The organism is Streptomyces sp. NPDC031265, assembly GCF_055570295.1.
The window spans coordinates 88,625-112,482 of the sequence record NZ_JBVIHM010000018.1 but is presented as its reverse complement, the minus strand read 5'-3'; the positions used below and the strand labels follow the sequence as shown (position 1 = coordinate 112,482).

The 23,858-nt window shown below is 71.1% G+C and carries 13 protein-coding genes; 9 read left to right on the top strand and 4 right to left on the bottom strand.

The genetic code is table 11. From position 1 onward, the window contains the following. The first annotated feature begins 56 nt into the window (after nt 1-56). From ACZ499_RS25715 to ACZ499_RS25680, 8 genes are all read left to right on the top strand, one after another. Complete coding sequence (locus ACZ499_RS25715; protein ID WP_468678306.1) at nt 57-1,412, top strand: FkbM family methyltransferase; 1,356 nt, start codon at nt 57-59, stop codon at nt 1,410-1,412. After that, complete coding sequence (locus tag ACZ499_RS25710) at nt 1,409-10,600, top strand: amino acid adenylation domain-containing protein (protein WP_468678282.1); 9,192 nt, start codon at nt 1,409-1,411, stop codon at nt 10,598-10,600. The genes ACZ499_RS25715 and ACZ499_RS25710 overlap by 4 nt, the downstream gene beginning before the upstream one ends. 77 nt (nt 10,601-10,677) lie before the next feature. Continuing rightward, nucleotides 10,678-10,929, top strand: coding sequence for an acyl carrier protein (locus ACZ499_RS25705; protein WP_190093451.1), 252 nt, complete (start codon nt 10,678-10,680; stop codon nt 10,927-10,929). Nucleotide 10,930: 1 nt separating this feature from the next. Beyond that, the gene (locus ACZ499_RS25700) at nt 10,931-12,154 is read left to right on the top strand and encodes a beta-ketoacyl synthase N-terminal-like domain-containing protein (RefSeq protein ID WP_468678280.1); all 1,224 of its coding nucleotides are present in this window, start codon (nt 10,931-10,933) and stop codon (nt 12,152-12,154) included. A 5-nt stretch (nt 12,155-12,159) separates the two neighbouring features. Then, complete coding sequence (locus ACZ499_RS25695) at nt 12,160-13,416, top strand: hydroxymethylglutaryl-CoA synthase family protein (RefSeq protein ID WP_468678278.1); 1,257 nt, start codon at nt 12,160-12,162, stop codon at nt 13,414-13,416. Beyond that, nucleotides 13,404-15,623 carry an enoyl-CoA hydratase/isomerase gene (locus tag ACZ499_RS25690; RefSeq protein WP_468678276.1) on the top strand — a complete coding sequence of 740 codons (2,220 nt, stop codon included), beginning with the start codon at nt 13,404-13,406 and terminating at the stop codon, nt 15,621-15,623. The genes ACZ499_RS25695 and ACZ499_RS25690 overlap by 13 nt, the downstream gene beginning before the upstream one ends. Beyond that, nucleotides 15,620-17,476 (top strand): ACP S-malonyltransferase, encoded by a 1,857-nt coding sequence (gene fabD, locus ACZ499_RS25685; protein WP_468678274.1) that lies wholly within the window; start codon nt 15,620-15,622, stop codon nt 17,474-17,476. Before ACZ499_RS25690 ends, fabD begins: the two co-directional genes overlap by 4 nt. 50 nt (nt 17,477-17,526) lie before the next feature. Then, nucleotides 17,527-18,264 (top strand): RNA-guided endonuclease InsQ/TnpB family protein, encoded by a 738-nt coding sequence (locus ACZ499_RS25680; RefSeq protein ID WP_468678272.1) that lies wholly within the window; start codon nt 17,527-17,529, stop codon nt 18,262-18,264. Here ACZ499_RS25680 and ACZ499_RS25675 read toward each other — a convergent pair. The 3 genes from ACZ499_RS25675 to ACZ499_RS25665 form a co-directional block, all read right to left on the bottom strand. Continuing rightward, on the bottom strand, nt 18,254-18,742 hold the full coding sequence (locus ACZ499_RS25675; protein ID WP_468678270.1) for a hypothetical protein: 489 nt from the start codon (nt 18,740-18,742) through the stop codon (nt 18,254-18,256). The genes ACZ499_RS25680 and ACZ499_RS25675 overlap by 11 nt on opposite strands. A 51-nt stretch (nt 18,743-18,793) precedes the next feature. Beyond that, nucleotides 18,794-19,345, bottom strand: coding sequence for a hypothetical protein (locus ACZ499_RS25670; RefSeq protein WP_468678268.1), 552 nt, complete (start codon nt 19,343-19,345; stop codon nt 18,794-18,796). Between the two features lie 507 nt (nt 19,346-19,852). Next, complete coding sequence (locus ACZ499_RS25665; protein ID WP_385533922.1) at nt 19,853-20,008, bottom strand: DUF6131 family protein; 156 nt, start codon at nt 20,006-20,008, stop codon at nt 19,853-19,855. A gap of 94 nt (nt 20,009-20,102) precedes the next feature. Here ACZ499_RS25665 and ACZ499_RS25660 point away from each other — a divergent pair, with 94 nt between their 5' ends. Next, nucleotides 20,103-20,585: a hypothetical protein gene (locus ACZ499_RS25660; protein WP_468678266.1), complete on the top strand. Its 483-nt coding sequence runs from the start codon at nt 20,103-20,105 to the stop codon at nt 20,583-20,585. Nucleotides 20,586-20,904: 319 nt separating this feature from the next. Here ACZ499_RS25660 and ACZ499_RS25655 read toward each other — a convergent pair whose 3' ends face one another. After that, on the bottom strand, nt 20,905-23,529 hold the full coding sequence (locus tag ACZ499_RS25655) for an RICIN domain-containing protein (protein WP_468678265.1): 2,625 nt from the start codon (nt 23,527-23,529) through the stop codon (nt 20,905-20,907). Between the last annotated feature and the right edge of the window lie 329 nt (nt 23,530-23,858).

The following is a 23,858-nucleotide window of genomic DNA, read 5'->3' as shown; positions in this document are numbered from 1 at the left end:
GGATCGAGCGCACCGAACCCGAGGCGCTGGAGCGGACGTACGAACTGCCCAACGGCATGACGGTGTTCCAGCAGAACCGCAGTGAGACGGACTTCGTCTACGAGGAGATCTTCACCAACCTCGAATACCTGCGCAACGGCATCACCATCCGCGACGGCGACACCATCGTCGACGTCGGCGCCAACATCGGCATGTTCACCCTGTTCGCGGGGACGCGCTGCCCCGGCGCGCGCATCCTCGCCTTCGAGCCGATCCCGCCGGTCTTCGACTCGCTGCGCCGCAACGTGGAGCTGCACGGGCTGAACGCCCAGGTGTTCGCGTGCGGCCTGGCGGCCGAGGCCAAGGAGGAGACGTTCACCTTCTACCGCCACAACACCGTCATCTCCAGCAGTGTCACCACTGCCGAGCAGGCGCACGAGATGGTCCGCTCCTACCTGCGCAACCAGGAGGAGCTGACCGAGGACGGTACGGTCGCCGGTGACGAGCTGGTGGCCGAGCTGGTCGACGCGCGCCTGGACAGTGAGCGGTTCACGTGTCAGCTGCGCACCTTCTCGGAGATCGTCGCCGAGCAGGGCCTGGACCGCATCGACCTGCTGAAGATCGACGTGGAGAACGCCGAGTACGAGGTGCTCAAGGGCATCCACTGGCGCGACTGGCCCAGGATCCGCCAGCTGGTGGTGGAACTCCACGACGTGGACGGCCAGTTGGAGAAGGTGGAGACCCTGCTGCGGGCGCTCGGCTACCGGGTGGTCAGCGAGCAGGACAACCGGCTGCTCCGGGGCACCCCGCTCTACAACGTGTACGCGATCCGCGAGGAGGGTGCCCGCGCGCCCGAGTCCGGCGAGCAGGAGGCCGCGCCGCGCTGGGCGGCGCGCACCCCACTCCTCGACGACGTCCGCACCGCCCTGGCCGAGGCCCTGCCCGAGTACATGGTCCCGGCCGCCCAGGTCCTGCTCGAAGCGCTGCCGCTCACCCAGAACGGCAAGCTGGACCACCGGGCGCTGCCCGACCCCGAGAGCAACCGCGGCCGGGGCGAGCGTCTTGTCGCACCCCGCACCGAGACCGAGCACGCCGTCGCGGCCGTCTGGGCCGAACTGCTGCACACCGACGTGGACCAGTTGGGCGTGGACAGCAACTTCTTCGCCCTCGGCGGCAACTCGCTGCTCGTGACCCGACTGGTGAACCGCCTCAAGCAGCAGAGCGGCGCGGACCTGCCCATCCAGGTCGTCTTCGACGCCCCGACGCTCGCCGGTATGGCCGCTGAGCTGGAGCGACATGCGCCCGCGGGCGGGGAGGAGGGCCTGTTCGACGTGGATAGGATCCGCGAGAGCCTCGGTCTGATCGAGAGCATGAGCGACGAAGAGCTGGACGCTCTGGAAAGCCAGAACCAGGAACCCGGGGCCGGACGATGACCACTGTGAACGAAGACAGCGCCGACCTGATCAAGAAGATCAGGTCGCTGCCCGCCAAGCGGCAGCGCGCCCTGATCGCGCTGCTGCGCAAGCAGGGCGTGGACCTCTCCGCGCTCGACACCATCCCCAGGCACCCCCGGTCCGCGACCGAGCCGGTGCGGCTCTCCTTCGCCCAGCAGCGGCTGTGGTTCCTGGCCCAGCTGGACGGGACCAGCGCGTACTACAACATCCCGATGGCGCTGCGGCTCAGCGGTCCCCTCGACCGCCCCGCGCTCCAGCGGGCGCTGGCCGAGATCGTCCGCCGCCACGAGGTGCTGCGCACCCGGTTCGTGGAGCGCGACGGCGTCCCGTACCAGGAAATCGGCGACGGCAGTGACTTCGCCGTGGCCTACGAGGAGCTCGCAGGTCCGGACGCGCTCGCCGGCGTGTGCGAGCGCGAGGCGGTCGCGCCCTTCGACCTGGCGCACGAGTCCCTGATCCGGGTCCGCCTGCTGCGCGAGTCCGAGCGGGCGCACGTCCTGCTGGTCACCATGCACCACAGCGTCTCCGACGGCTGGTCGCTCGGCGTCTTCTTCCGCGACCTGGTCGCGCTGTACGAGGCGTACTGTGCGGGCGCCGAGTCGCCGCTCGACGAGCTGCCGATCCAGTACGCGGACTACGCGCACTGGCAGCGCCAGTGGCTGGTCGACGAGGTGCAGGAGCGCCAGGTCGGCTACTGGAAGGAGCGGCTCGCCGGGGTCGATGCCCGGCTCACCCTCCCCGCCGACCTGCCGCGCCCCGAGACCAAGACGTACCAGGGCAGGCACGAGCGGTTCACCTGCCCGCCCGAGCTGCTGCGGCGGCTGCGCGAGGTGAGCGAGCGGCACGACGTCACGCTCTACATGACGCTGCTCGCGGTGTACGCGCTGGCCCTGCACCAGTACACCGGCCAGAGCGACATCGCCGTGGGCACCCCGGTGGCGGGCCGCAACCGGCTGGAGGCGGAGGGCCTCATCGGGTTCTTCGCCAACACCCTGGTCATGCGCACCGACCTGTCCGGCGACCCGTCCTTCCCCGAGCTGCTCGCCCGGGTCAAGGAGAGCGCGCTGCAGGCCTACGACCACCAGGACGTGCCGTTCGAGGCGGTCGTGGACGCGCTGAACCTGGAGCGCAGCCTCAGCCACTCGCCGGTCTTCCAGACCATGTTCGTGCTTCAGGAGGCGCAGTCCGAGCGCGAGGTCCGGCTCGGCGCGCTCGACGTCTCGCTGATCGAGTTCGACTTCGACATCACCAAGTTCGACCTGACCCTGGATCTGCGTGAGACGCCGGACGGGCTGGTCGGCGCGGTCGAGTACACCACCGCCCTCTACGAGAGCGCGACCGTGCGGCGTTTCATCGCCCACTACACCCGGCTGCTCGCGGCCGTCGCCGAGGAGCCCGGCGCGCGGATATCCAAGCTCTCCGCGCTCGACGAGGCCGAACGCCACCAGGTCCTCACCGGGTGGAACGACACCCGCCACCCCTTCTCCGACGAGAGCTGTCTGCACGAGCTGTTCGAGGCGGCGGTGGCGCGCCACCCCGAGCGCACCGCCGTCGTCTTCGGCGCGGACGAGCTCAGCTACGCCGAGCTCAACGCCCGCGCCAACCGCGTCGCGCACGCCCTGCGGCGCCACGGCGTCGGCCCGGACACCGTGGTCGGCCTGCGCATGGAGCGCTCGGCGGAGATGGTGGCCGCGATCCTCGGGATCCAGAAGGCGGGCGGCGCCTATCTGCCCATCGAGCCCAGCCACCCCGCCGAGCGCACCGCGTACGTGGTCGAGAGCTCCGGCGTCGAGGTCGTCCTCACCCAGCCGCACCTGGACACCGAGGCGGTGTCCGGGGTGAGGCATCTGCTCACCGTCGACGCCGGGGGACGGGTCGCGCACGCGGGCGAGGAGCTCACCGGCCTCGGCGAGGACAACCTCGACGCGGCCGAACTCGGGCTCAACGCGGGCCACTTGGCGTATGTCATCTACACCTCCGGCTCCACCGGCCGCCCCAAGGGCGTGATGATCGAGCACCGCGCGGCGGTGAACCGCATCGAGTGGATGCAGCACACCTACGACCTGGGCGAGGACGACGTCGTCCTGCAGAAGACGCCGTTCAGCTTCGACGTGTCGGTGTGGGAGTTCTTCTGGCCGCTGATGGCGGGCGCGCGACTGGTCGTGGCCGAGCCCGAGGGCCACAAGGACCCCGCCTACCTCGTCTCCCTCATCCGCCGCACCGGCGTCACCACCCTGCACTTCGTGCCGTCGATGCTGCGCTCGGTTGTGGAGGAGGCGGGCTGGGCCGACTGCGCCTCGGTGCGCCAGGTGTTCTGCAGCGGCGAGGCCCTGCCCGGCGATCTCTGCGGCCGGCACTACGCCCTGCACCCCGCCCCGCTGCACAATCTGTACGGCCCCACCGAGGCGGCCGTCGACGTCAGCCACTGGACCTGCCCGGCCGACCGGCCGCTGCGCACGGTCCCCATCGGCAGCCCCATCCACAACATCCAACTGCACGTCCTGAACGAGGCGTTGGAGCCGCAGGGCATCGGGTGCGTGGGCCAGCTGTACATCGCCGGGGCCGGGCTCGCGCGCGGCTACCTCAACAACCCGGACCTGACCCGCGAGCGGTTCGTGCCCAACCCGTTCGACGACGCTCCGGGCGCCCGGATGTACCAGACGGGCGACCTGGTGCGGCGGCTCGCCGACGGCACCCTGGAGTTCCTCGGGCGCATCGACGACCAGGTCAAGCTGCGCGGCCACCGCATCGAGCTCGGCGAGATCGAGCACCGCCTCGCCCAGCACCCCGCGGTGCGCGCCTGCGTCGTGGTCGTCCGCGAGGACAAGCCCGGCAGCCCGCAGCTGGTGGCGTACACGGTCCTGGAGGGCGAACTTGCCGACCACCGGACCGAGTTCGCCGCGCACCTGGAGCGCGCCCTGCCCGACTACATGGTGCCCAGCGCCTTCGTGGTCCTGGACGCGCTGCCCGTCACCGCCAACGGCAAGCTCGACCGCAAGACCCTGCCCGCCCCCGGCATCGACGCCTACGCCCAGCGCGCCTACGTCGCCCCGCGCCCCGGCACCGAGCAGCTGCTCGCGGACGTCTGGGCCGAGCTGCTCGGCTTCGACGGGGAGAAGATCAGCGCCGAGGACAACTTCTTCGCGCTGGGCGGCCACTCGCTGCTCATCACCGTCCTGATCGCCCGCCTCAAGGAGCACGGCCTCGCCGTCACCGTACGGGCGGTGTTCAACGCCCCGACGCTGGCCCTGCTCGCCGCCGAGATCGACGGCGCCGAGCCGCGCGCCGACTTCACCGTCCCGCCCAACCTCATACCGGAGGCCTGCGAGCGGATCACCCCCGCGATGCTGCCGCTGGTGGACCTCACCCAGGCGCAGCTCGACGCGGTGGTGGCGACCGTACCCGGCGGGGCGCCCAACGTGCAGGACGTCTACCCGCTGGTGCCCTCGCAGGAGGGCATCCTCTTCCACCACCTGATGGATCCCGACAACGACCCGTACGTCATCCCGATCCTGCTGGCCGCCGAGGACGCGGCCGCCGGGGACGCGTTCGCCGCCGCGCTCCAGTCGCTGGTCGACCGGCATGACGTGATGCGCACCGCCGTGCTGACGGCGGGGCTGCCCGAACCCGTCCAGGTCGTCCACCGCACCGCCCAGCTGCCCGTCGAGCACGTCACGCTCGACCCGGACCAGGACGCCGAGGAGCAGGCGCGCGCCCTGCTGGAGCAGCCCGGGCGGATGACGCTCGGCCGGGCCCCGCTGCTGAAGCTGGCGATCGCCCAGGACCCGCACTCCGCACGGCGGTTCCTGCTGCTGAGCGCACACCACCTCATCGAGGACGCGACGTCGCTGCGCCTCATCCTCGACGAGCTCGTCACCCACATGTCCGGGCGGGTCGACCGCCTCGCGCCGCCCGCGCCCTACCGCGACTTCGTCGCCCACACCCTGCACCGGCTGGCCTCCGACGACACCGAGGCGTTCTTCCGGGACCGGCTCGGCGACGTCACCGAGTCGACCGCGCCCTTCGGCCTGACCGATGTGCGCGGCGACGGGCGCGGGGTGCGCGATCTGCGCCGCTCGCTGGCGCCGGGCCTGACGCGTGATCTGCGCGCGGAGGCCCAGCGGCTGCGCACCAGCCCGGCAGCCCTCTGCCACGCGGCCTGGTCCGTGGTGGTGGCGGCGTGCAGCGGCCGCGACGACGTGGTGTTCGGCACCGTCCTGTCGGGCCGCCTCCAGGGCGTGCCCGGCGTGGAGCGGATGCTGGGCAACTTCATCAACACCCTGCCGCTGCGGGTGCGCCTGGCGGGGCGCACCGTGGGCGAGCTGGTCGCCGAGGTCGACTCCGCGCTCAAGGAGCTGATCACGTACGAGCAGAGCTCGCTGATCGCGGCCCAGCGGTGCAGCGGGGTCGAGGGCGACGTGCCGCTCTTCAGCTCGATGATCAACTTCCGGCACTTCGAGCCCGGCCGCGACGACGACGGCCCCACTGGCACCGACGCCCAGGGCGTGCGCTGGCTCGGCTCGGCCGACCGCACCAACTACCCGGTCGGCCTGTCCATCGACGACATCGGCACCGAGCTCTCCCTCAACGCCCAGGTCGACGCCTCGCTGTCGCCGGACGCGCTGATCGGCTACCTGGAAGCGGCGCTGACCGGCATCGTCACCGCGCTGGCCACCGACGGCGGCGCGAGCACCGAGGCGCTCGCCGTCGACATCCTGCCCGCGCCCGAGCGCCGCCGGCTGCTCACCGACTGGAACGCCACCGCGCACCCGTATCCGCAGGACAGCTGTCTCTTCGAGCTGTTCGAGGAGCAGGTGGAGCGGCGGCCCGACGCCGTCGCCGTCGAGCACGGCGCCACCGCGCTCAGCTACGCCGAGCTCAACGCCCGCGCCAACCGCGTCGCTCACGAGCTGCGCGAGCGGGGGGTCGGTCCGGACACGCTGGTGGGGCTGTGCGCCGAGCGCTCGCCCGAACTCGTCGCCGGTCTGCTCGGCATCCTGAAGGCGGGCGGCGCCTATGTGCCGATCGACCCGGGCTACCCCGAGGCCCGCATCCGCACCCTCATCGAGAGCTCCGGCGTCACCCTGGTGCTCAGCCAGTCCCATCTGCCGGGCGCGGTGCTCGACGGCACGGACGTGCTGCACCTGGACACGGGGGAGCGGGCGGCGGACGGCGTCCAGGTCCTCGCGGACCGCCCCGAGCACAACCTCTCGCGGGCCGAACTCGGCCTCACCCCGGACCACTTGGCGTACGTGATCTTCACCTCGGGCTCCACGGGCGTGCCCAAGGGCGTGCTCGTCGAGCAGCGCGGTGTGGTGCGGCTGGTACGCAACCGGGAGTACTTCCCGACCGACGAGCGGACCGTGGTGCTGCACCACTCGTCGATCTCGTTCGACGTCGGCTCGCAGGAGGTGCTCGGCCCGCTGCTCAACGGCGGCCGGCTGGTGCTGCACGACGGCGACTCCAAGGACGTCGGCCGGCTCCTGGACCGGGTGGAGCGCTCCGGGGTCACCATGATGGCGCTGTCGGCCGCGTTCCTGCCCGCGTTCGCCGAGGCCTCCCGCCACCGCACGCTGCCGCTGTCCTATCTGGGCGTGGGCGGCGAGGCGTTCTCCGCCCGCGACGTGCGCACGCTGTACGCGGCGCACCCGGGCCTGACCGTCGTCAACGCCTACGGCCCCACCGAGAACAGCATCGCCTCCACCTGCCACGAGATCCCGCGCGACCTCGCCGAGGACGCGCCGATCCCGATCGGCCGCCCCATCGGCCAGGCCACCGCCCATGTCACCGCCCATGTCACCGGCCCCGGACTGCGGCTGGTGCCGTGCGGGGTGGTCGGCGAGCTGTGCGTGGGCGGCGCGGGCGTGGCGCGCGGCTACCTCGGCAACCCCGGCCTGACCGGGGAGAAGTTCGTCGCCGACCCCTTCTCCGACGCCCCGGGGGCGCGGCTGTACCGCACCGGCGACCTGGTGCGCCGACTGCCCGACGGCGCCCTGGAGTTCGTCGGCCGGATCGACGACCAGGTGAAGGTGCGCGGCTTCCGCGTCGAGCTCGGCGAGATCGAGAGCGCGCTGCACACCCACCCCTCGGTGCACAGCGCCGTCGTCACCACCCGGGACAGCGGCGACACCAAGAAACTCGTCGCCTACGTCCGCCCCACGGACGCCTGGCTGGACACGGCCGCCGAGGAACAGAACGCCGAACACCTCGGCCAGTGGCAGAAGCTCTTCGAGGACCAGTACGCGGCGGCCGACGACGCGACCGCCGACGCCACCGACGCCGAGCTCAACCTGGTCGGCTGGAACAGCAGTTACACCGGTGAGCTCATCCCCGAGCCCGAGATGCGCGAGTGGATCGACGGCACGGTGGCGCAGATCGAGGAGCTGCGGCCCCGGCGGCTCCTGGAGATCGGCTGCGGCACCGGTCTGCTCCTGTACCGCTACGCGGGCGCCTGCGAGTCGGTGCACGCCGTCGACATCTCCGCCTCGGCGCTCGCCGGGGTCAAGCGCGGCGCCGAGCGGCGCGGCTGGACGCACGTCACCCTGAGCCAGGGCGACGCCCTGTCGGTGACGGCACCGGAAGGCACCACCTTCGACACGGTCGTCCTCAACTCCGTCGTCCAGTACTTCCCCAACCGGGTCTACCTGGAAGAGGCCGTCGCCCGGATCCTGCCGCTCGTCGAGGACGGCGGCCGCATCCTGATCGGCGACGTCCGCAACCTCGACCTGTTCTCCGCGCACCTCGGCGCGATGGAGCGCAGCCGTACGCAGGTGCGCACCTCGGCCGGGGCGCTCGCCGCCCAGGTCCAGCGCCGCCGCCGGCAGGAGGGCGAGCTGCTGGTCAGCCCGGCCTTCTTCGCGGACCTGGGCGACCGCTTCCCCGAGCTGGGCGCCGTCGACCTGATGGTCAAGCGGGGCCTGGGCGACAACGAGATGCTCAGCTACCGCTACGACGTGGTGCTCACCAAGGGCGCGGGCGCGCCCGCCGAGCCGCTGCCGTGGCTGGAGGCCGACTCGCCGCAGGCGCTGCGCGCCCTGCTGGCGGGCGAGGTGCCCGAGCGCTTCGGCGTCACCGGTCTGACCAACCCGCGCGTCGAGGACGACGTCCTGGTGGCCGAGGGGCTGACGCGCTGGCCCGCCAACCGCCAGGTCGACCCGCTGCCGGGCGGCATCCGCCTGTCCGCGGCGGCCACCGAGCGGGTGCGCGAGCTGGAGTCGGCCCTGCGGTACGCGGAGGAGCTCGGCCACCGGGTCGCCGTGACCTGGTCGCAGGACCGCCCCGACGGCCTCGACCTCGTCCTCGGCAAGGGGGAGCTGCCCCGGGTGCGGGCGCGCGGCGCCTACGGCCGCCCGCAGCTCGCCAACGCCCCGCAGGTGGCCCGGATGGGCCAGACCATGACCCGGGTGCTGCGCGAGCACCTGTCGGCCAGGGTGCCCGAGTACATGGTGCCCAGCGTGTTCGTGGCGCTCGAAGAGCTGCCGATCACCACCAACGGCAAGGTCGACAAGAAGGCGCTGCCCGCCCCGGACGAGAGCGATGTCCACAAGGAGGTGTACGTCGCCCCGCGCACCGAGACCGAGCGGACGCTGTGCCGTCTGGTCGAGGACGTGCTGGGTCTGGGCCGGGTCGGTCTGGAGGACGGCTTCTTCGAGCTGGGCGGCCACTCGCTGCTCGCCACCCGCCTCACCATCCGGGTCAAGCAGGAGACCGGCAAGGACCTTCCGCTCCAGGTGATCCTGGGCGGCGCCACCGTCCAGGAGATGGCGGCGGCCCTGGAGTCCCCGGCGGACGAGCCGGCGGCACTGCCGCTGCCCGCGCCCGGCGAAAGCGCCCTGAGCGCGCCGCTCTCCCTCCAGCAGAGCGAGCTGTGGTTCCTCAACCACCGCGAGCACCTGGGCACGGCGTACGACAACGTGCAGATGGCCTACCGGATCGTCGGCACCCTGGACCGCGCTGCCTACGCCCGCGCCTTCGAGGCGCTCGTGGCCCGGCACGCGGTGCTGCGCACCAGCTATGTCCTGCGCGACGGGGCATACGTACAGCAGGTCAACGACGCCGGTGGCTTCGCCGTCGCGTTCGAGGAGATGGCCGGGGACGCGGCGGCCGCCGAGTGGCTGCGGGCCGAGCGCGCCCGGCCGTTCGCGCCGCAGGACCGCCATATGCTGCGGGTGCACCTGCTGACGCTGTCGCCGCACGAGCACATCGCCGTCGTCACCCGCCCGTGGGGCATCTTCGACGGCTGGTCCACCGGCGTCTTCCTGACCGAGCTGAACACGGTGTACGCGGCGCTGCGCCGGGACGCCGAGCCGGAGCTGCCCGAACTGCCGCTCCAGTACGCCGACTTCACGCACTGGCAGCACCGCGCGGTCGACGCTGCGGAGCTCGCCCGGCAGGAGGCGTACTGGCGCGGTCAGCTGGCCGGGCTGCCCGCCTGCCTCTCGCTGCGCACCGACTACCGCCGTCCCGCCGTCAGGTCCCACCGGGGCTCGACGGTCGCGGTGAACGTCCCGGCCGAGCTGCTCGTACAGCTGCGGCGGTACGGCCAGGAGCGGGGCGTCACGCTCTACATGACGCTCCTGTCGGCGTTCGCGGTGCTTCTCGGCGCGTACACCGAGGACCGCGAGGCGGCCATCGGCTCGCCGGTGACCAACCGCCCGGACCCGGCCCTTGAGCAGCTGATCGGCTACTTCATCAACGTGCTCGTGCTGCGGCTCGACACGGCCGGGGACCGGAGCTTCGACGAGCTCCTGGCCCGGGCCAAGCGGGTGACGGCCGAGGCGCACGAGCACAAGGACGTGCCGTTCGCGCGCCTCGCCCAGGAGCTGGTCGCCGAGCCCGATCCGGCGCACTCGCCGCTGTTCCAGGCGATGTTCAACCTGATCCCGGCGCCCGCACCGACCCCGCCGGGCGAGGAGGCACCCGTACCGGAGTTCGCCACGCTGCCGGTTTCCTCGGACGCCGGGGTCGCGAAGTTCGACCTCAACCTGGTGGTGCGGGAGACTCCGGCGGGCCTGAACGGCTATCTGGAGTACAGCACCGATCTGTTCGGGCGGCGGACGGCCGAGCGGATGGCCGCGCTGTACGAGCGGCTGCTGCTGAAGATCGTCGCCAACCCGGGTGCGGACCTGGCCGGGCTACGGGCGGCCGCGGCCGACGCGGAGCTGTGACCGGCCGTCCCCCCTGCCCCGTCCCCACCGATTCCTGTTCCCGTGTTCCCCCTGTTTCCCCTAGAGATGGTGTGACTATGAAGAGCGAAGAAATCCTCCCCCTGATCCACGAGGCGATCGTCGAGGTCCTGCCGGAGCTCGACGGGCACGACTTCCAGGAGACCGACTCGCTGGACGCGCTCGGCGCCAACTCGATGGACCGCGCCGAGATCGTCATGATCGTCCTTGAGGCGATGAACCTGGAGATTCCGCTGGTCGACACGTTCGGCCCGCAGAACCTGGGCGAGCTCGCCCGGCACCTCGCCGACAAGACCGCGGTGGCCCGGTAACGTGCCCGAGATCGCCGTGACCGGGCTGGGGGTCACCACTGCCGTCGGCCAGGGCAAGGCCGCCTTCGCCGAGGCACTGTTCGCCGGGGCGCACCGGTTCGCCGTCATGGAGCGGCCCGGCCGCCAGGCCGGCACGCGGTTCGTCGGCGCGGAGATCCCCACCTTCGCGCCGACGAACCGGCTGGCCGCACGCGAGCTGCGGACCGTCTCCCTCACCGGCCAGGTCCTGCTGGCCACCCTGGAGGAGGCCTGGACCGAGGCGCGCCTCGACGAGGTCCCCGCCGAGCGCATCGGCCTGGTCGTCGGCGGCAACAACCTCCAGCAGCGCGAGCTCACGCTCGCCCAGGACCGCCACCGCGCCAAACCCCGCTTCCTGCGGCCCAGTTACGGAATGTCCTTCCTGGACACCGATCTGTGCGGGCTCGCCACGGCGGCCTTCGGCATCCGCGGCTTCGCCCACACCGTGGGCGGGGCCTCGGCCAGCGGCCAGCTGGCGGTCATCGAGGCGGCCGAGGCGGTGGCATCCGGCCGGGTCGACGTGTGCGTGGCGGTGGGCGCCCTGATGGACCTCTCGTACTGGGAGTACCTGGGCCTGCACGCCATGGGCGCGATGGCGCCGGAGTCCTGCGCCGAGGCGCCGGAGCTGGCCTGCCGTCCGTTCGACTCGGGCCGGGGCGGCTTCGTCTTCGGCGAGGCGTGCGGCGCGCTGGTCGTCGAGCGCGTCGGCGCCCGCCCGGCACCCGCCGAGCCGTATGCGGCGCTGACCGGCTGGTCGGTCCAGCTGGACGGCAACCGCAACCCGAACCCGTCCCTGGAGGGCGAGGTGCGGGCGATCGGGCAGGCCCTGGAGCGGGCCGGGCTGACGGCCGCCGACATCGACTACGTCAACCCGCACGGCACGGCCTCACCGGTCGGCGACCGCACCGAGGCCGATGCCCTGCTGGCCGCCGGGCTCACCCGAGCCCGGGTCAACGCCACCAAGTCGATCACCGGGCACGGACTCACCGCGGCCGGGGCGGTGGAGGCGGTCGCCGCGCTGCTCCAGATGCGGCACGGCAGGCTGCACCCCACCCGCAATCTGGTGGAGCCCATCGACGACCGGCTGCGCTGGGTGCGCGGCGAGGCCGTCGAGGCCGAGGTCGGCCACTGCCTGAGCCTGAGCATGGGATTCGGCGGCATCAACACGGCACTTTGCATGAGCAAGTGCGAATCACGGAGAGCGTAAGGTACATGTCCCGCGTCGGTATCGAAGCGATGAACGTGTTTGGCGGCTCGGCAGTGCTGGACGTCAAGGCACTGGCGCAGCACCGGGGGCTCGACCTCCCGCGCCTGGAGAACCTCCTGATGAGGGAGAAGACCGTGGCGCTGCCCTTCGAGGACCCGGTGACCTTCGGCGCCAACGCCGCCCGGCCGCTCCTCGACCGGCTGAGCGCCGAGGAGAAGGACAGCATCGAGCTGCTGATCACCTGTACCGAGTCGGGCGTCGACTTCTCCAAGTCGACCAGCACCTACCTCCACGACCAGTTGGGCCTGAGCCGCAACTGCCGGATGTTCGAGCTCAAGCAGGCCTGCTACGCGGGCACCGCCGGGTTCCAGATGGCCTGCAACTTCATCCTTTCGCAGACGTCGCCGGGCGCGAAGGCGCTGGTCATCGCCACCGACATCTCCCGCTACCTCCTTGAGGACGGCGACGAGGCGGCCGCCCAGGAGTGGGCGTACGCCGAGCCCAGCGGCGGTGCCGGCGCGGTCGCCATGCTGATCAGCGACACCCCGCACGTCTTCCAGCTCGACGTGGGCGCCAGCGGCTACTACGGCTACGAGGTCATGGACACCTGCCGTCCGGCCCCCGACAGCGAGTCCGGCGACGTCGACCTGTCCCTCATGTCGTACCTGGACTGCTGCGAGCAGTCCTACCGGGCGTACGAGAAGAAGGTGGCGGGCGCCGACTACCGCGACTCCTTCCAGTACCTCGCCTTCCACACGCCCTTCGGCGGCATGGTCAAGGGCGCCCACCGCACGATGATGCGCAAGGTCGCCAGGGCGAAGGGCACCGAGATCGCCGAGGACTTCGAGCGCCGGGTGATGCCGGGCCTGGAGTACTGCGGCCGCGTCGGCAACATCATGGGCGCGACCGTCTTCCTGTCGCTGGCGAGCACCGTCTGCAACGGCGGTTTCGACGCGCCCCGGCGCCTGGGCTGCTTCTCCTACGGGTCGGGCTGCTGCTCCGAGTTCTACAGCGGCGTGGTCACCCCGGACGGGGCCGCCCGGCTGAAGGAGATGGCCATCGAGGCCCATCTGGACGGCCGCTACCGGCTCTCCCTGGACGAGTACGACCGGTTGCTGAGCGACCGCGACTTCATCCGCTTCGGCACCCGCGACGCGGCCGTCAACCAGGACCTCGTCGCCGCGACCGGCAACGGCAGCGGGCCCCGGCTCGTCCTGCGGGAGATCAAGAACTACCACCGGGAGTACGCATGGGTGGGCTGATGGACGGACCGGCCCCCACCACGCTGCGGCTGCGTGAGCAGGGCACCACCTGGTACGTGCGGATCCACCGGCCCGAGGCCGACAACGCGCTCAACGAGACCCTGGTGCGCGAGCTCACCGAGGTCCTGACCCGCGCCTCGCGCTCGTCCGCCACCGTGGTGGTGCTCGAAGGGCTGCCAGAAGTGTTCTGCTTCGGCGCCGACTTCAGGGCGATCGGCGCGGCGGTCCGGGAGGGCGGGCGCACGGCGGCCGACCCCGAGCCGCTGTTCGACCTGTTCCGCCTCCTCGCGTACGGCGACTTCCTCTCGGTCGCGCACGTGCGCGGCAAGGCGAACGCGGGCGGGGTCGGCCTGGTGGCCGCCAGCGATGTGGTGATCGCCGACGACAGCGCCACGTTCAGCCTCTCCGAGCTGCTCTTCGGCCTGATACCGGCCATGGTGCTCCCGTTCCTGATCCGCCGCACCGGCTTCCAGCACGCCCACTACCTCGCCGCCACGACCCGCACCGCCGACGCGGCGCGAGCCTGCGAGTGGGGGCTCGTCGACGCGTACGGGCCGGACAGCGAGGCGCTGCTGCGCATCCACCTCCAGCGGCTCGGGCGGCTGTCGAAGAAGGCGGTCACGCGGTACAAGGCGTATCTGCGCGAGCTGTCGCCGGTGACCGAGCACGCCAAGAGCGCGGCGCTGGCCACCAACCGCCTGGTCTTCGAGGACCCGGAGAACGTCCGGGCCATCCAGCGGTACGCGGAGGAGGGCGTGTTCCCGTGGGAGGCGGCCCCGGCCGAGCCCGTCGGCACGACACCCCAGTCCTTCGAACCCCCCCGACCCACCGAGGCCCCCATGCAATTCACCGTGCCGCCCGAGGCACTCGGGAACGCGCGGTTCCGCGAGGCGCACGGCGTCCGGTACGCCTACGCGGCGGGCGCGATGTACAAGGGCATCGCCTCGGTCGAGCTGGTCACCGCGATGGGCCGGGCCGGCCTGCTCTCCTTCTTCGGCACCGGCGGCCTCGGCCTGGACACGATCGACGACGCCCTCACCCGGATCCGCCGGGAGCTCGACCAGGGCCAGGCGTTCGGCGTGAACCTGCTGAGCAACCCGCAGGAGCCCGACCTGGAGATGCGCACCGTGGAGCTGTATCTGCGCCACGGCGTCCGCACGGTCGAGGCGTCCGCCTACATCCGCCCCACGCTGCCCCTGGTGCGCTACCGGCTCGCCGGACTCTCGCGCGACGCGGCCGGAAACGTGGTCCAGGACCACCACATCGTCGCCAAGGTGTCCCGCGCCGAGGTCGCCGAGCGGTTCCTGCGGCCCGCGCCGCCCGAGCTCGTACGGGAGTTGGTCGAGCGCGGCCTGGTCACCGCCGAACAGGCGGAGCTGGGCGCGGCGCTGCCGCTCGCCCAGGACCTGTGCGTCGAGGCCGACTCGGCGGGCCACACCGACGGCGGCAACGCCTATGTGCTGATGCCCGCCATGCGCACGCTGCGCGACCGTATCGGCGAGGAGGAGGGGTACCCGGAGCCGGTGCGCCTGGGGGCGGCGGGCGGCATCGGCACCCCGGAGGCGGCGCTCGCCGCGTACACCCTGGGCGCCGACTTCATCGTGACCGGGTCCATCAACCAGTGCACCGTCGAGGCGGGCACCAGCGACGCCGTCAAGGACATCCTCCAGGAACTCGGCGTCCACGACACCGACTACGCGCCCGCCGGGGACATGTTCGAGGTCGGCGCGAAGGTCCAGGCAGTGCGCAAGGGGCTGTTCTTCCCGGCGCGCGCCCAGAAGCTGTACGAGCTGTATCTGCGCCACGACTCGCTCGACGACCTGGACGCACGGACGCGCACCACACTGGAGGAGAAGTTCTTCCGGCGCTCCATCGACGAGGTCTGGGCGGAGACCCGGGCCCATGTCGCCCGGCGCTTCCCGGAGCGGCTCGCGGAGATCGAGCGCAGCCCCAAGCAGAAGATGGCGCTCGTCTTCCGCTGGTACTTCGTCCACTCCACCCGCCTCGCCATGGCGGGCAGCGCTGAGCAGCGGGTCGACTACCAGATCCACTGCGGCCCGGCCATGGGCGCGTTCAACGCCTGGGTACGGGACACCCCGCTGGAGAAGTGGCGCGAGCGCCGGGTGGCCGCCGTCGCGGAGCACCTGCTGCGGGAAACAGCGGCCCTGCTGGGCCAACAGCTCGGAACGTACGGGAGTTACTCATGAAATCGGTCTACGTCTTCCCCGGCCAGGGCTCGCAGCACAAGGGCATGGGCGAGGGGCTCTTCGAGAAGTTCCCGGAGCTGGTGGCGCAGGCCGACGCGTGCCTGGGCTACTCCATCGAGGAGCTCTGCCTGCGCGACCCCGACAAGGTGCTGGCCAGGACCGAGTACACCCAGCCCGCGCTGTACGTGGTCAACGCCCTCACCTATCTGGACCGTACGGCGGGCGGCGAGCTGCCCGACGTGGTGGCCGGGCACAGCCTGGGGGAGTACTGCGCGCTGTTCGCGGCCGGTGCCTTCGACTTCCTCACCGGGCTCCAACTGGTCCGCAAGCGCGGCGAGCTGATGAGCCGGGCGCCCAAGGGCGCGATGGCGGCGGTCGTCCGCCTGGACCAGCGGCGGGTCGACGAGATCCTCAAGAGCCTGCCGTTCCGCAATCTCGACATCGCCAACATCAACTCGCGCGAGCAGTGCATCGTCTCCGGCGAGTACGACGAGGTGTTCGCCCCCGAGCTGCGCACCGCCTTCACCGACGCCGGGGCCGCCTTCATCCCGCTGAACGTGAGCGCGGCCTTCCACTCGCGCTGCATGACGGAGGTGGAGGAGGAGTTCGCCCGCTACCTCGCCGGGTTCGAGCTGCGGGAGCTGACGATCCCGGTCGTCGCGAACTGCACGGCCCGCCCCTACCCGAAGCAGGGGTACGCGGAGTATCTGACGCGCCAGATATCCAGCCCCGTGAAGTGGTACGAGTCCATCTCCTGGCTGATCGGCCAGGGGCACCGCACCTTCCACGAGATCGGCCCCGGCCGGGTCCTGGCCAAGCTGACCGACCAGATCCTCAAGGACCCGCTGCCGCTGGCCGAGGAGCCCCCGGCGCCCGCGGTGAGCGCCCGGCCGCGCACCGAGGTGGTGTTCATGTACGGCGGCCAGGGCACCCAGTACCACCAGATGGGCCGGGAACTCTACGACACCCACCCGGCGTTCCGCCGCGCCCTGGACCGCTGCAGCGCGGCCCACCGGGCGGCGGGCGGGGCCTCCCTGGTGGAAGCGATCTACGACGACGCGCGCAAGGGCAAGGAGTACGACTCCGTCCTCACCACGCACGCGGCGCTCTACAGCATCGGCTACAGCCTCACCGAGACCCTGCGCGAGGAGGGCGTGCGGCCCGACGCGGTCCTCGGCCACAGCCTGGGGGAGTACATCGCGGCCACCGTCGCCGGGTCCATGGACTTCGAGGACGGGCTGCGGCTGGTGATGCGCCAGGCCCGGCTGCTGGCGGAGCGCGGCGACGGCGGCATGCTGAGCGTGCTTGCCGCGCCCTCGCTCTTCGCGGACCGGCCCGACCTGTTCGGCGCGGTGACCCTTGCCGGGGTCAACTACGACGGCAACTTCCTGGTGAGCGGCGCGGCGGACCGGCTCGCGGAGCTGCGGGCCGGGCTCGACCGGGAGGGCGTGATCGCCGTGCGCCTCCCGGTCCGCCAGGCCTTCCACTCCCCGCACCTGGACGCCATCCGCCCGGCCATCATGGACGCGGCCCGGACGGTCCCGCTGCGCTCCGCACGCCTGCCGCTGTACTCCGCCACGCACGCGGCGACCGTGGACCCGGGCGCGCCGGAGCACCTGGAGCGCTATCTGTGGGACGTGATCCGCGAGCGCATCCGGTTCGACGAGCTGATGGCGTCGGCCTTCCCGGAGCCCGAGCGCCACTTCTTCGTCGACCTGAGCGCAAGCGGTTCGTTCGCCAACTTCCTCAAGCACGGCTACGGCCCGTCCCACCGGGGAGCGCCCGCGATCAACCAGTTCGGCAACAACACGGCCTCCCTGCACAGGCTCCGCGAGGCGCTGCCCCAGGAGTGAGCCGGCGGGCGGCCGCCGCCGTGCGGTGCCGGTGGACGCGCAGGCGCAGGGTGGCCAGGTCGAGCAGCGGCGTGGCCACCGACGGGGCGCGGGCGCGTACCCCCCAGGTCGCCGAAGATGTGCTCCACCTCGGTAACGACACGATCAGCTTCATGCAGCTGCGGTACAACTTCCGCGTGTACCCCGAGCCCGAACAGCGCGCTCCGCTGACCAGGGCGTTCGGGTGTGCGCGCGTGGTCTTCAACGACGGCCTTCGAGCCCGTCGGGAAGCACACGGGGCAAAGCCGGCGTACATCAAGGACAACGACTTGCAGAAGCAGGTCGTCACCGCGGCCAAGCGCACCGAAGAACGCGCCTGGCTCGGCTGGCTCGGCGAGGTGTCCTCGGTGGTGCTGGTCCAGTCCCTGCGGGACCTGCACACCGCCTACCGGAACCTCTTCTCCTCGGTCACCGGCAAGCGCAAGGGCCCGAAGGTCGCACCGCCCAGGTTCAAGTCGAAGCGGGACAGCAAGCAGTTGATCCGGCTCACCGCCAACGGGTTCTTCCTGCGCGGCAACGGCAAGTGGTACGTGGCCAAGGTCGGGGAGCTGCGGGTGCGCTGGTCTCGCTCGCTGCCGTCCAGCCGGCGGGGAGGTCGCCCCCATGTGACTTGTTCTGCGGGATGCACCGGCCGGCGGCTGTCCACCCGATCCTCTCTGCGTGGGGGAGACACCGGTCGGTGTTATGCGTCCAAGTGCCCACAGTCGCGCGGTACTCGTCACGGGTTTGGGCCGGTGGTCAGGTGCTGAGGAGGCGGTCGAAGAAGGATCGGTACTGGCGCAGGGCCAGGCGCAGGTCCTCGGTGGCGGCTTCTTCGCCTCGGTGCCATTGGCTTTCGAGTCCCTGCTTGTGGTCGGCGAACGTGGTGGCGAGCAGCTGCATGACCTCGGCGACGAGCCCGTCTGCCGCGAGCACCGACTGCTTCGGGTCATCGACGAAGCCCTGCTGGATTTCCTGCCATCGGGTACGGAGCCCTTCTGCCTCCTGGGTCCCGAGAAGCGGGGCGGTATCGGGCTTCTGCTTGGACTCGTCCCGTTCGCCAGCTGCCGCGTCCGGTTCGTTTCCGGCCTCGTCAGTGATTCTGGTCCGGGGTGCTGTCCCTTCGTCGTCGGGTGCCGCCGTCAGGTCATCGTCCGTCTGGGGCCGGGCGATGTCCTCGGTGGACAGCGTCTCTTTGGCGGGCTCGGCGTTTTCGTCGTCGCGCCCGTATGGTCCTTCTCTCTGCATGTCCCTTCACCTCCGTGCGGGGCCGGACGGCCGCCTGCGGTTGGTGGGCGCTCAGCGGCGCTCTTCATCCGGCGAATCGGTGTCGTCGTGCAGCAGTTCCTCGAAGAGCGCCCGGTAGTGGACCATCGCGCTCCGCAGTTCCTCCGTCGTGGTGTCCCTGCTGCCGGCCCGCCCGTTGATCTCATGGGCGGTGCGGTAGTGGTCCAGGGTCCGGGAGTGTTCGACCGAGAGGTCCCGTTTCTGCTGCTCGAAATTGCCGGTCGGGTAGCCGCGCTCGCTCATGAGCGTGGTCACGAGCCGGTCCGCCTCACCCACGGCCTGGTCGGGACTGTCGACGAAGTGCTCCTGCACGCTGGCCCAGTCCCGGGCGTACCGGTCGCGGACCGTGGAGGGCAGAGGCCTGATCTCCAACGATTCATGCCGCTCCTCCCTCTCCTTGAGGTCGCGCTCGGCCGCTCCACGGCTTTGCTCCGCCTCGACGGCGCGCTCGTATTCGGGACCGAACTGCTCCCGAAGGTGCCGGCGCCGGGTCATGGTCCGCATGGTCAACGCGACGGCGGCCAGGACCACCACGGCGACCACAATGATGACGATGGTCCACATCGCATCCTCCACTCCTTGGCAGCGCACACAGCGGCCGGAGCCGGGGCGTACCAGCGTTACCGCTGCGGGCCGTCGTCCCTGCTGGTGCCACAATCCAGAATTTCACAGATTGCCCGGAAATATGCTATTTGGCACGTGGTGGCTGGTCCGGTGCGTACGCCGTGACGGACAACGACCGGGCCGCGGCGGCGGCTGGGGGTCAGTGGGCCGGGCGTCGGCGGCGTAGTACCGATCTCACGGCGAGGTGGAGCAGGTCGGCGACCAGGAGCAGTACGCCGACGGAGAGCAGATGCCGACGGCGAGAAGATACAGCGTGCCTGCACGGTCGCAGCGACGACGACCAGCCCGATCGCGGCGATCAGCAGGAGGGAGAAGAGGGCCATGGTGTGACGCCCGGGTTCGCGGGTGCGCGTGCCGGAGGCGCGGCAAGGTGGTCGTGACGGCCGCGCTGTACGCGTCCTTGGCGTCGGGTCGTGCGAGAGCGGGTCGGTTCCCGCGCTGGGTCAGCTACCAGTAGTGCCGACGACCGCCCACCTTGTGCCCGACGGATCCCAGGATCCACAGGATGATGCCGATGACGACCAGGATGATGCCGATGGTCCACAGGATGGCGAGGCTGGCCACGTAGCCGATGACCAGCAGAATGATTCCGAGGATGATCATGATTTATGCCGACCTCACGGAGTGATGAAAGGCCCCTGTCCCCAGATTAGGCCCGCCCCCCGGGCGGTGGCTTCCCGGACATCGCAGTTCCACCGTGGAGGGGACGGAGCGCATACCCCCGGAGCGCGCCATGTTCGTCATCCTCGGACTCGTCCTTCTGACCGCCGCCCTGGTCGTAGGTGTGTCCGGCGTCGTTACCAACGACGGCGCCGCCCACGAGCTCACCGGCGGATTCTCCGTATTCGGCTACGACGTCACCGGCTCCACCGGCACCCTCTTCCTCTACGGCATCGTCGTCGGGGCCGTGGCCCTGCTCGGGCTGAGCCTCCTCCTGGCCGGTGCCCGCCGTACCTCTCACCGCGGCCACGACGGGCGGCCTGGACTCAAAGAGTCGCGCCGCGGCACGGCCGCCGGTGACACGGGCCGCGACGACGCCGTAGACCAGCGCGACATCGCCCACCCGCAGGCGACGGGCGATGCCGGGGCCGACGCGCCCTACGACGATGAGCATCCCGACCCGGACGGTGAGCGCCGGAGGGGGCCGCACCCGTTCAAGCACCGATCGGAGCCCCGGTAGGCCGGCAGCCGCGCACGTACGGATCGCTGGCCAGCCGACCACAGGGGGGGATGCCCCTGACGCCACATCCCCCGCAGATGATTCATGCAGGGCGGCGACCCGTGAGTATCGGCAAGAAGATCGCGCACAAGCGGTGCGCCGCCACTACGCGGTCGACCGTCGCGCGCAGATGGGCGAGGGCCTCGTCGGCCCGCTCCGCTGAGCGAGGGTCGGTCCGCGGCACCTGGCCGCTCGTGGGCCGGGTGTCCGGCGAGCACCGACAGCAGCCCTGGCAGGGCCGCAGGCTGTTGTGTCTGCGGCCCCGCTGGGGGCGCTGGGGTCAGGACGGGTCGCCGTACTGGAGGCCGCGTCCGTTGGTGCCGACGTAGACGCGCCCGAAGGTGTCGGGGTCGCCGGTGATGACGCCGACTGCGCCGATGCTGCCCCACTGGTGGGCGTCGTCGTTGACGCGGAGCCAGGTGGCGCCCTTGTCGGTGGAGCGGAAGACTCCGCTGACGTTTCTGACGGTGCCGATCAGGTACAGGGCCTGATAGTCGGCGCCCGGCGCGGCCTTGCCGAAGCCGAGGGCGGAGGCCGACTGCACCGTGGTGAGCGGGGTGAAGGTGCGGCCGCCGTCAGTGGAGTGCAGCAGGCCCTTGGCACCGTCGGCGATCCACAGGTCCCCGGCGATGCCGGGGACGGCCGTGAGACGGCCGGCGGGCAGGTTGGTGGCGCGGGCGGTGAAGGTCGCGCCGCCGTCGGTGCTGGCGTAGAGCGTTCCGCCGGCCAGTGAGTAGAAGGTCTTGGCCGAGGAACGGTCGGCGACGACCACAGCGCCGGTGCCCAGGCCGCTGGCCTTCGACCAGCTCGCCCCCTTGTCGGTGGAGCGGTACGGTACCTGACCGGCCTCGGTCCAGACGATGGCGGAGCCGTCAGCCGCGAGCGCGACATGGCCGCTGTCGGCGCCGGCCACCGGCTCTGCCTTGAAGCCGTTCCAGCTGCTGCCGCCGTCGGTGGAGTAGGCGCCGTCCTGTGCGCCGCCGCGACCGACGCGGACCATCACCGAGGGGTTGGACTGGGCGAAGTCGATGTCGGTGCTGTTGGCCATCATCGGGTTCTTCAGCCGCCCGGCGGGCACCTCGGTCAGGGAGTCGTGGCGGAAACCGCCCTGGTCGCCCATGGCGGTGATGACGGTGGCGCCGCCGGGCGGGGCGATCGCATCCATCAGCGCGGTCTCCTCGAGCCCTTGCGCCCCTGCGGCCCAGTGGCTGGTACCGCCGCTGTCGGGGGCGGTGGCGTCCTTGCTGCGCCAGATGCCGTTGCCCGTGCCGTACAGCACGTGCCCGGAGTTGAAGGGATCGATGGCCAGGGCGGTCATCCAGTGCCCGATGCCGGTACCCACGTAAGGCGCGACGGAGGTGCTCCGCACCGATTTCGCGGCCTGCGTCTTCCAGGTCGTGCCGCCGTCGGTGCTCCGGTAGAGCTCGTCCTCGGGCCACCACCGGTCGAGGGTGGTGACCATCACCGTGGACGGTTTCTGCGGGTCGACGGCCAGACCGGAGAACCCGTAGCTGCCGCTGGACGGGGAGACGTTCTTCCACGTCCCACGGGCGGGCGTGTACTTCCACACCGAGCCCCCCGTCACGCCGTTGGGCCCGAGGTTGTCGGTGTACGTCAGGTACAGCGAGCCGTCGCCGGAGACCACGCCGTGCTGCGGCAGCTGGCCGGTGGGCTGCCCGGAGACGGCATGCCACGTGTTGCCGCCGTCGGTGGAGCGGTACAGGGAGGTGGACTTGTCGGCGACGCCGACATAGACCGTCTTGCTGCCGGCCGGGCCGTACGTCACGAAGGAGATGCCCGCGCCGCTGCTCGCACCGTCCTTGACGGGGAACGAGGAGACCTGACGCCATGTCACACCGTGGTCGGTGCTTCGCCACAGGCCGTTCTTGCGGGTGCCCAGCAGCAGGGTGCCGTTGTCCGCGGGGTTGATCGCCAGCCGTTCGCCCGCCCCGCGGCCGTCCTCGTTGCCGCCCACCTTGAAGGGCAGATCGGTGCGCTGGAACGTGCGGCCCCGGTCCGTGGAGCGCAGGATCGCGCCATTGCCCGCCCAGTTGTTGGTGTAGGTTCCCGTTGCGAGGTAGAGACGGGCGGGGTCTACGGGGTCGGTGGCCAGCGAATCGATGCCCAGCAGGTTCCAGTCCTTCTCGCCGATCCAGTCGGTCAGCGGGATCCACTGCTCGGCCGCGGCGTCCCAGCGGTAGGCGCCGCCCATGTCGGTGCGCGCGTACAGCAGACCCTTCTCGCGGGGGTTGAACACCAGCCCGGTGACGTAACCGCCGCCCACTACCCGGGCGTTGTTCCACACATACGATCCGGCCGCGGCCGCCTCGGCCTTGACTGCCTTCACCAGCTTCCACTGCTGGTTGGCGCTGCCCTTGCCGGGGTACTGGACGACTGCCGCGCCGTTGCCCGTGGAGGCGTCGGAGACGTCCAGGACCTTGCCGCTCCTGCGGGAGGTGAAGGTGACGGCGTCGGAACCGCTCACCTCGTCGATACGCCACTCCTGGGAGGTGGAGGAGCTGTCGGTCTGCTGCTCAGCGGCGGCCTTCTCGGCGGTCGAATCGCCCGCAATGCCCAGTACTTTGCCGCTGTTGCGGTTCACCAGCTCGTAGTAGCCGTCCTCGGTGGGCCTCAGTCTCCACTGCTGATTGGCGGTGTTCTGGTCGGTCCACTGCTGGATACGGGTGCCGTCGGCGGTGGAGAAGCCGTTGACGTCCAGCACCTTGCCGCTGTGCACAGAAACCAGCCGGTAGTAGGCATTACCGTCGACCGTCGCGGCCTGCGAGTCCTCCTGCACGAACAGGAGATACGGCACGACGAGGGCGGGGGCGCCGAGCAGGAGACCGGTCGCGGTCCAGCGACGGCGGTGAAGCCCGCGGCGCCGGCCGTTCGTGGGGTTTTTCATGGGGGAGGTGTCTCCTTGCATGCTGTTCACCAGACAAAAGGCGGATCCAGGCTCCGGAATGGCCGGATCCAACTCCTTGTGGTCACAGGCTCCGCAAAAGGTTGCCTTGAGGCGGAATCTTTTTTCAGGCCACCTCGTGGAGCGGTAGGCGTTGATCAGCGTCTGGGTGACGCTGGCACCCTTACGGCCGCAGGGTTCGACACCTTCGACCTGACCGTGGACCTGGTCATCGACCCGGACCTCAGCCGGCACCAGTGGAAGGACCTGGACGAGTGCGCGCACGTACGGCGGCTCGGCATCGTCACCGACTCCGAGCACCAGGCCGTCGA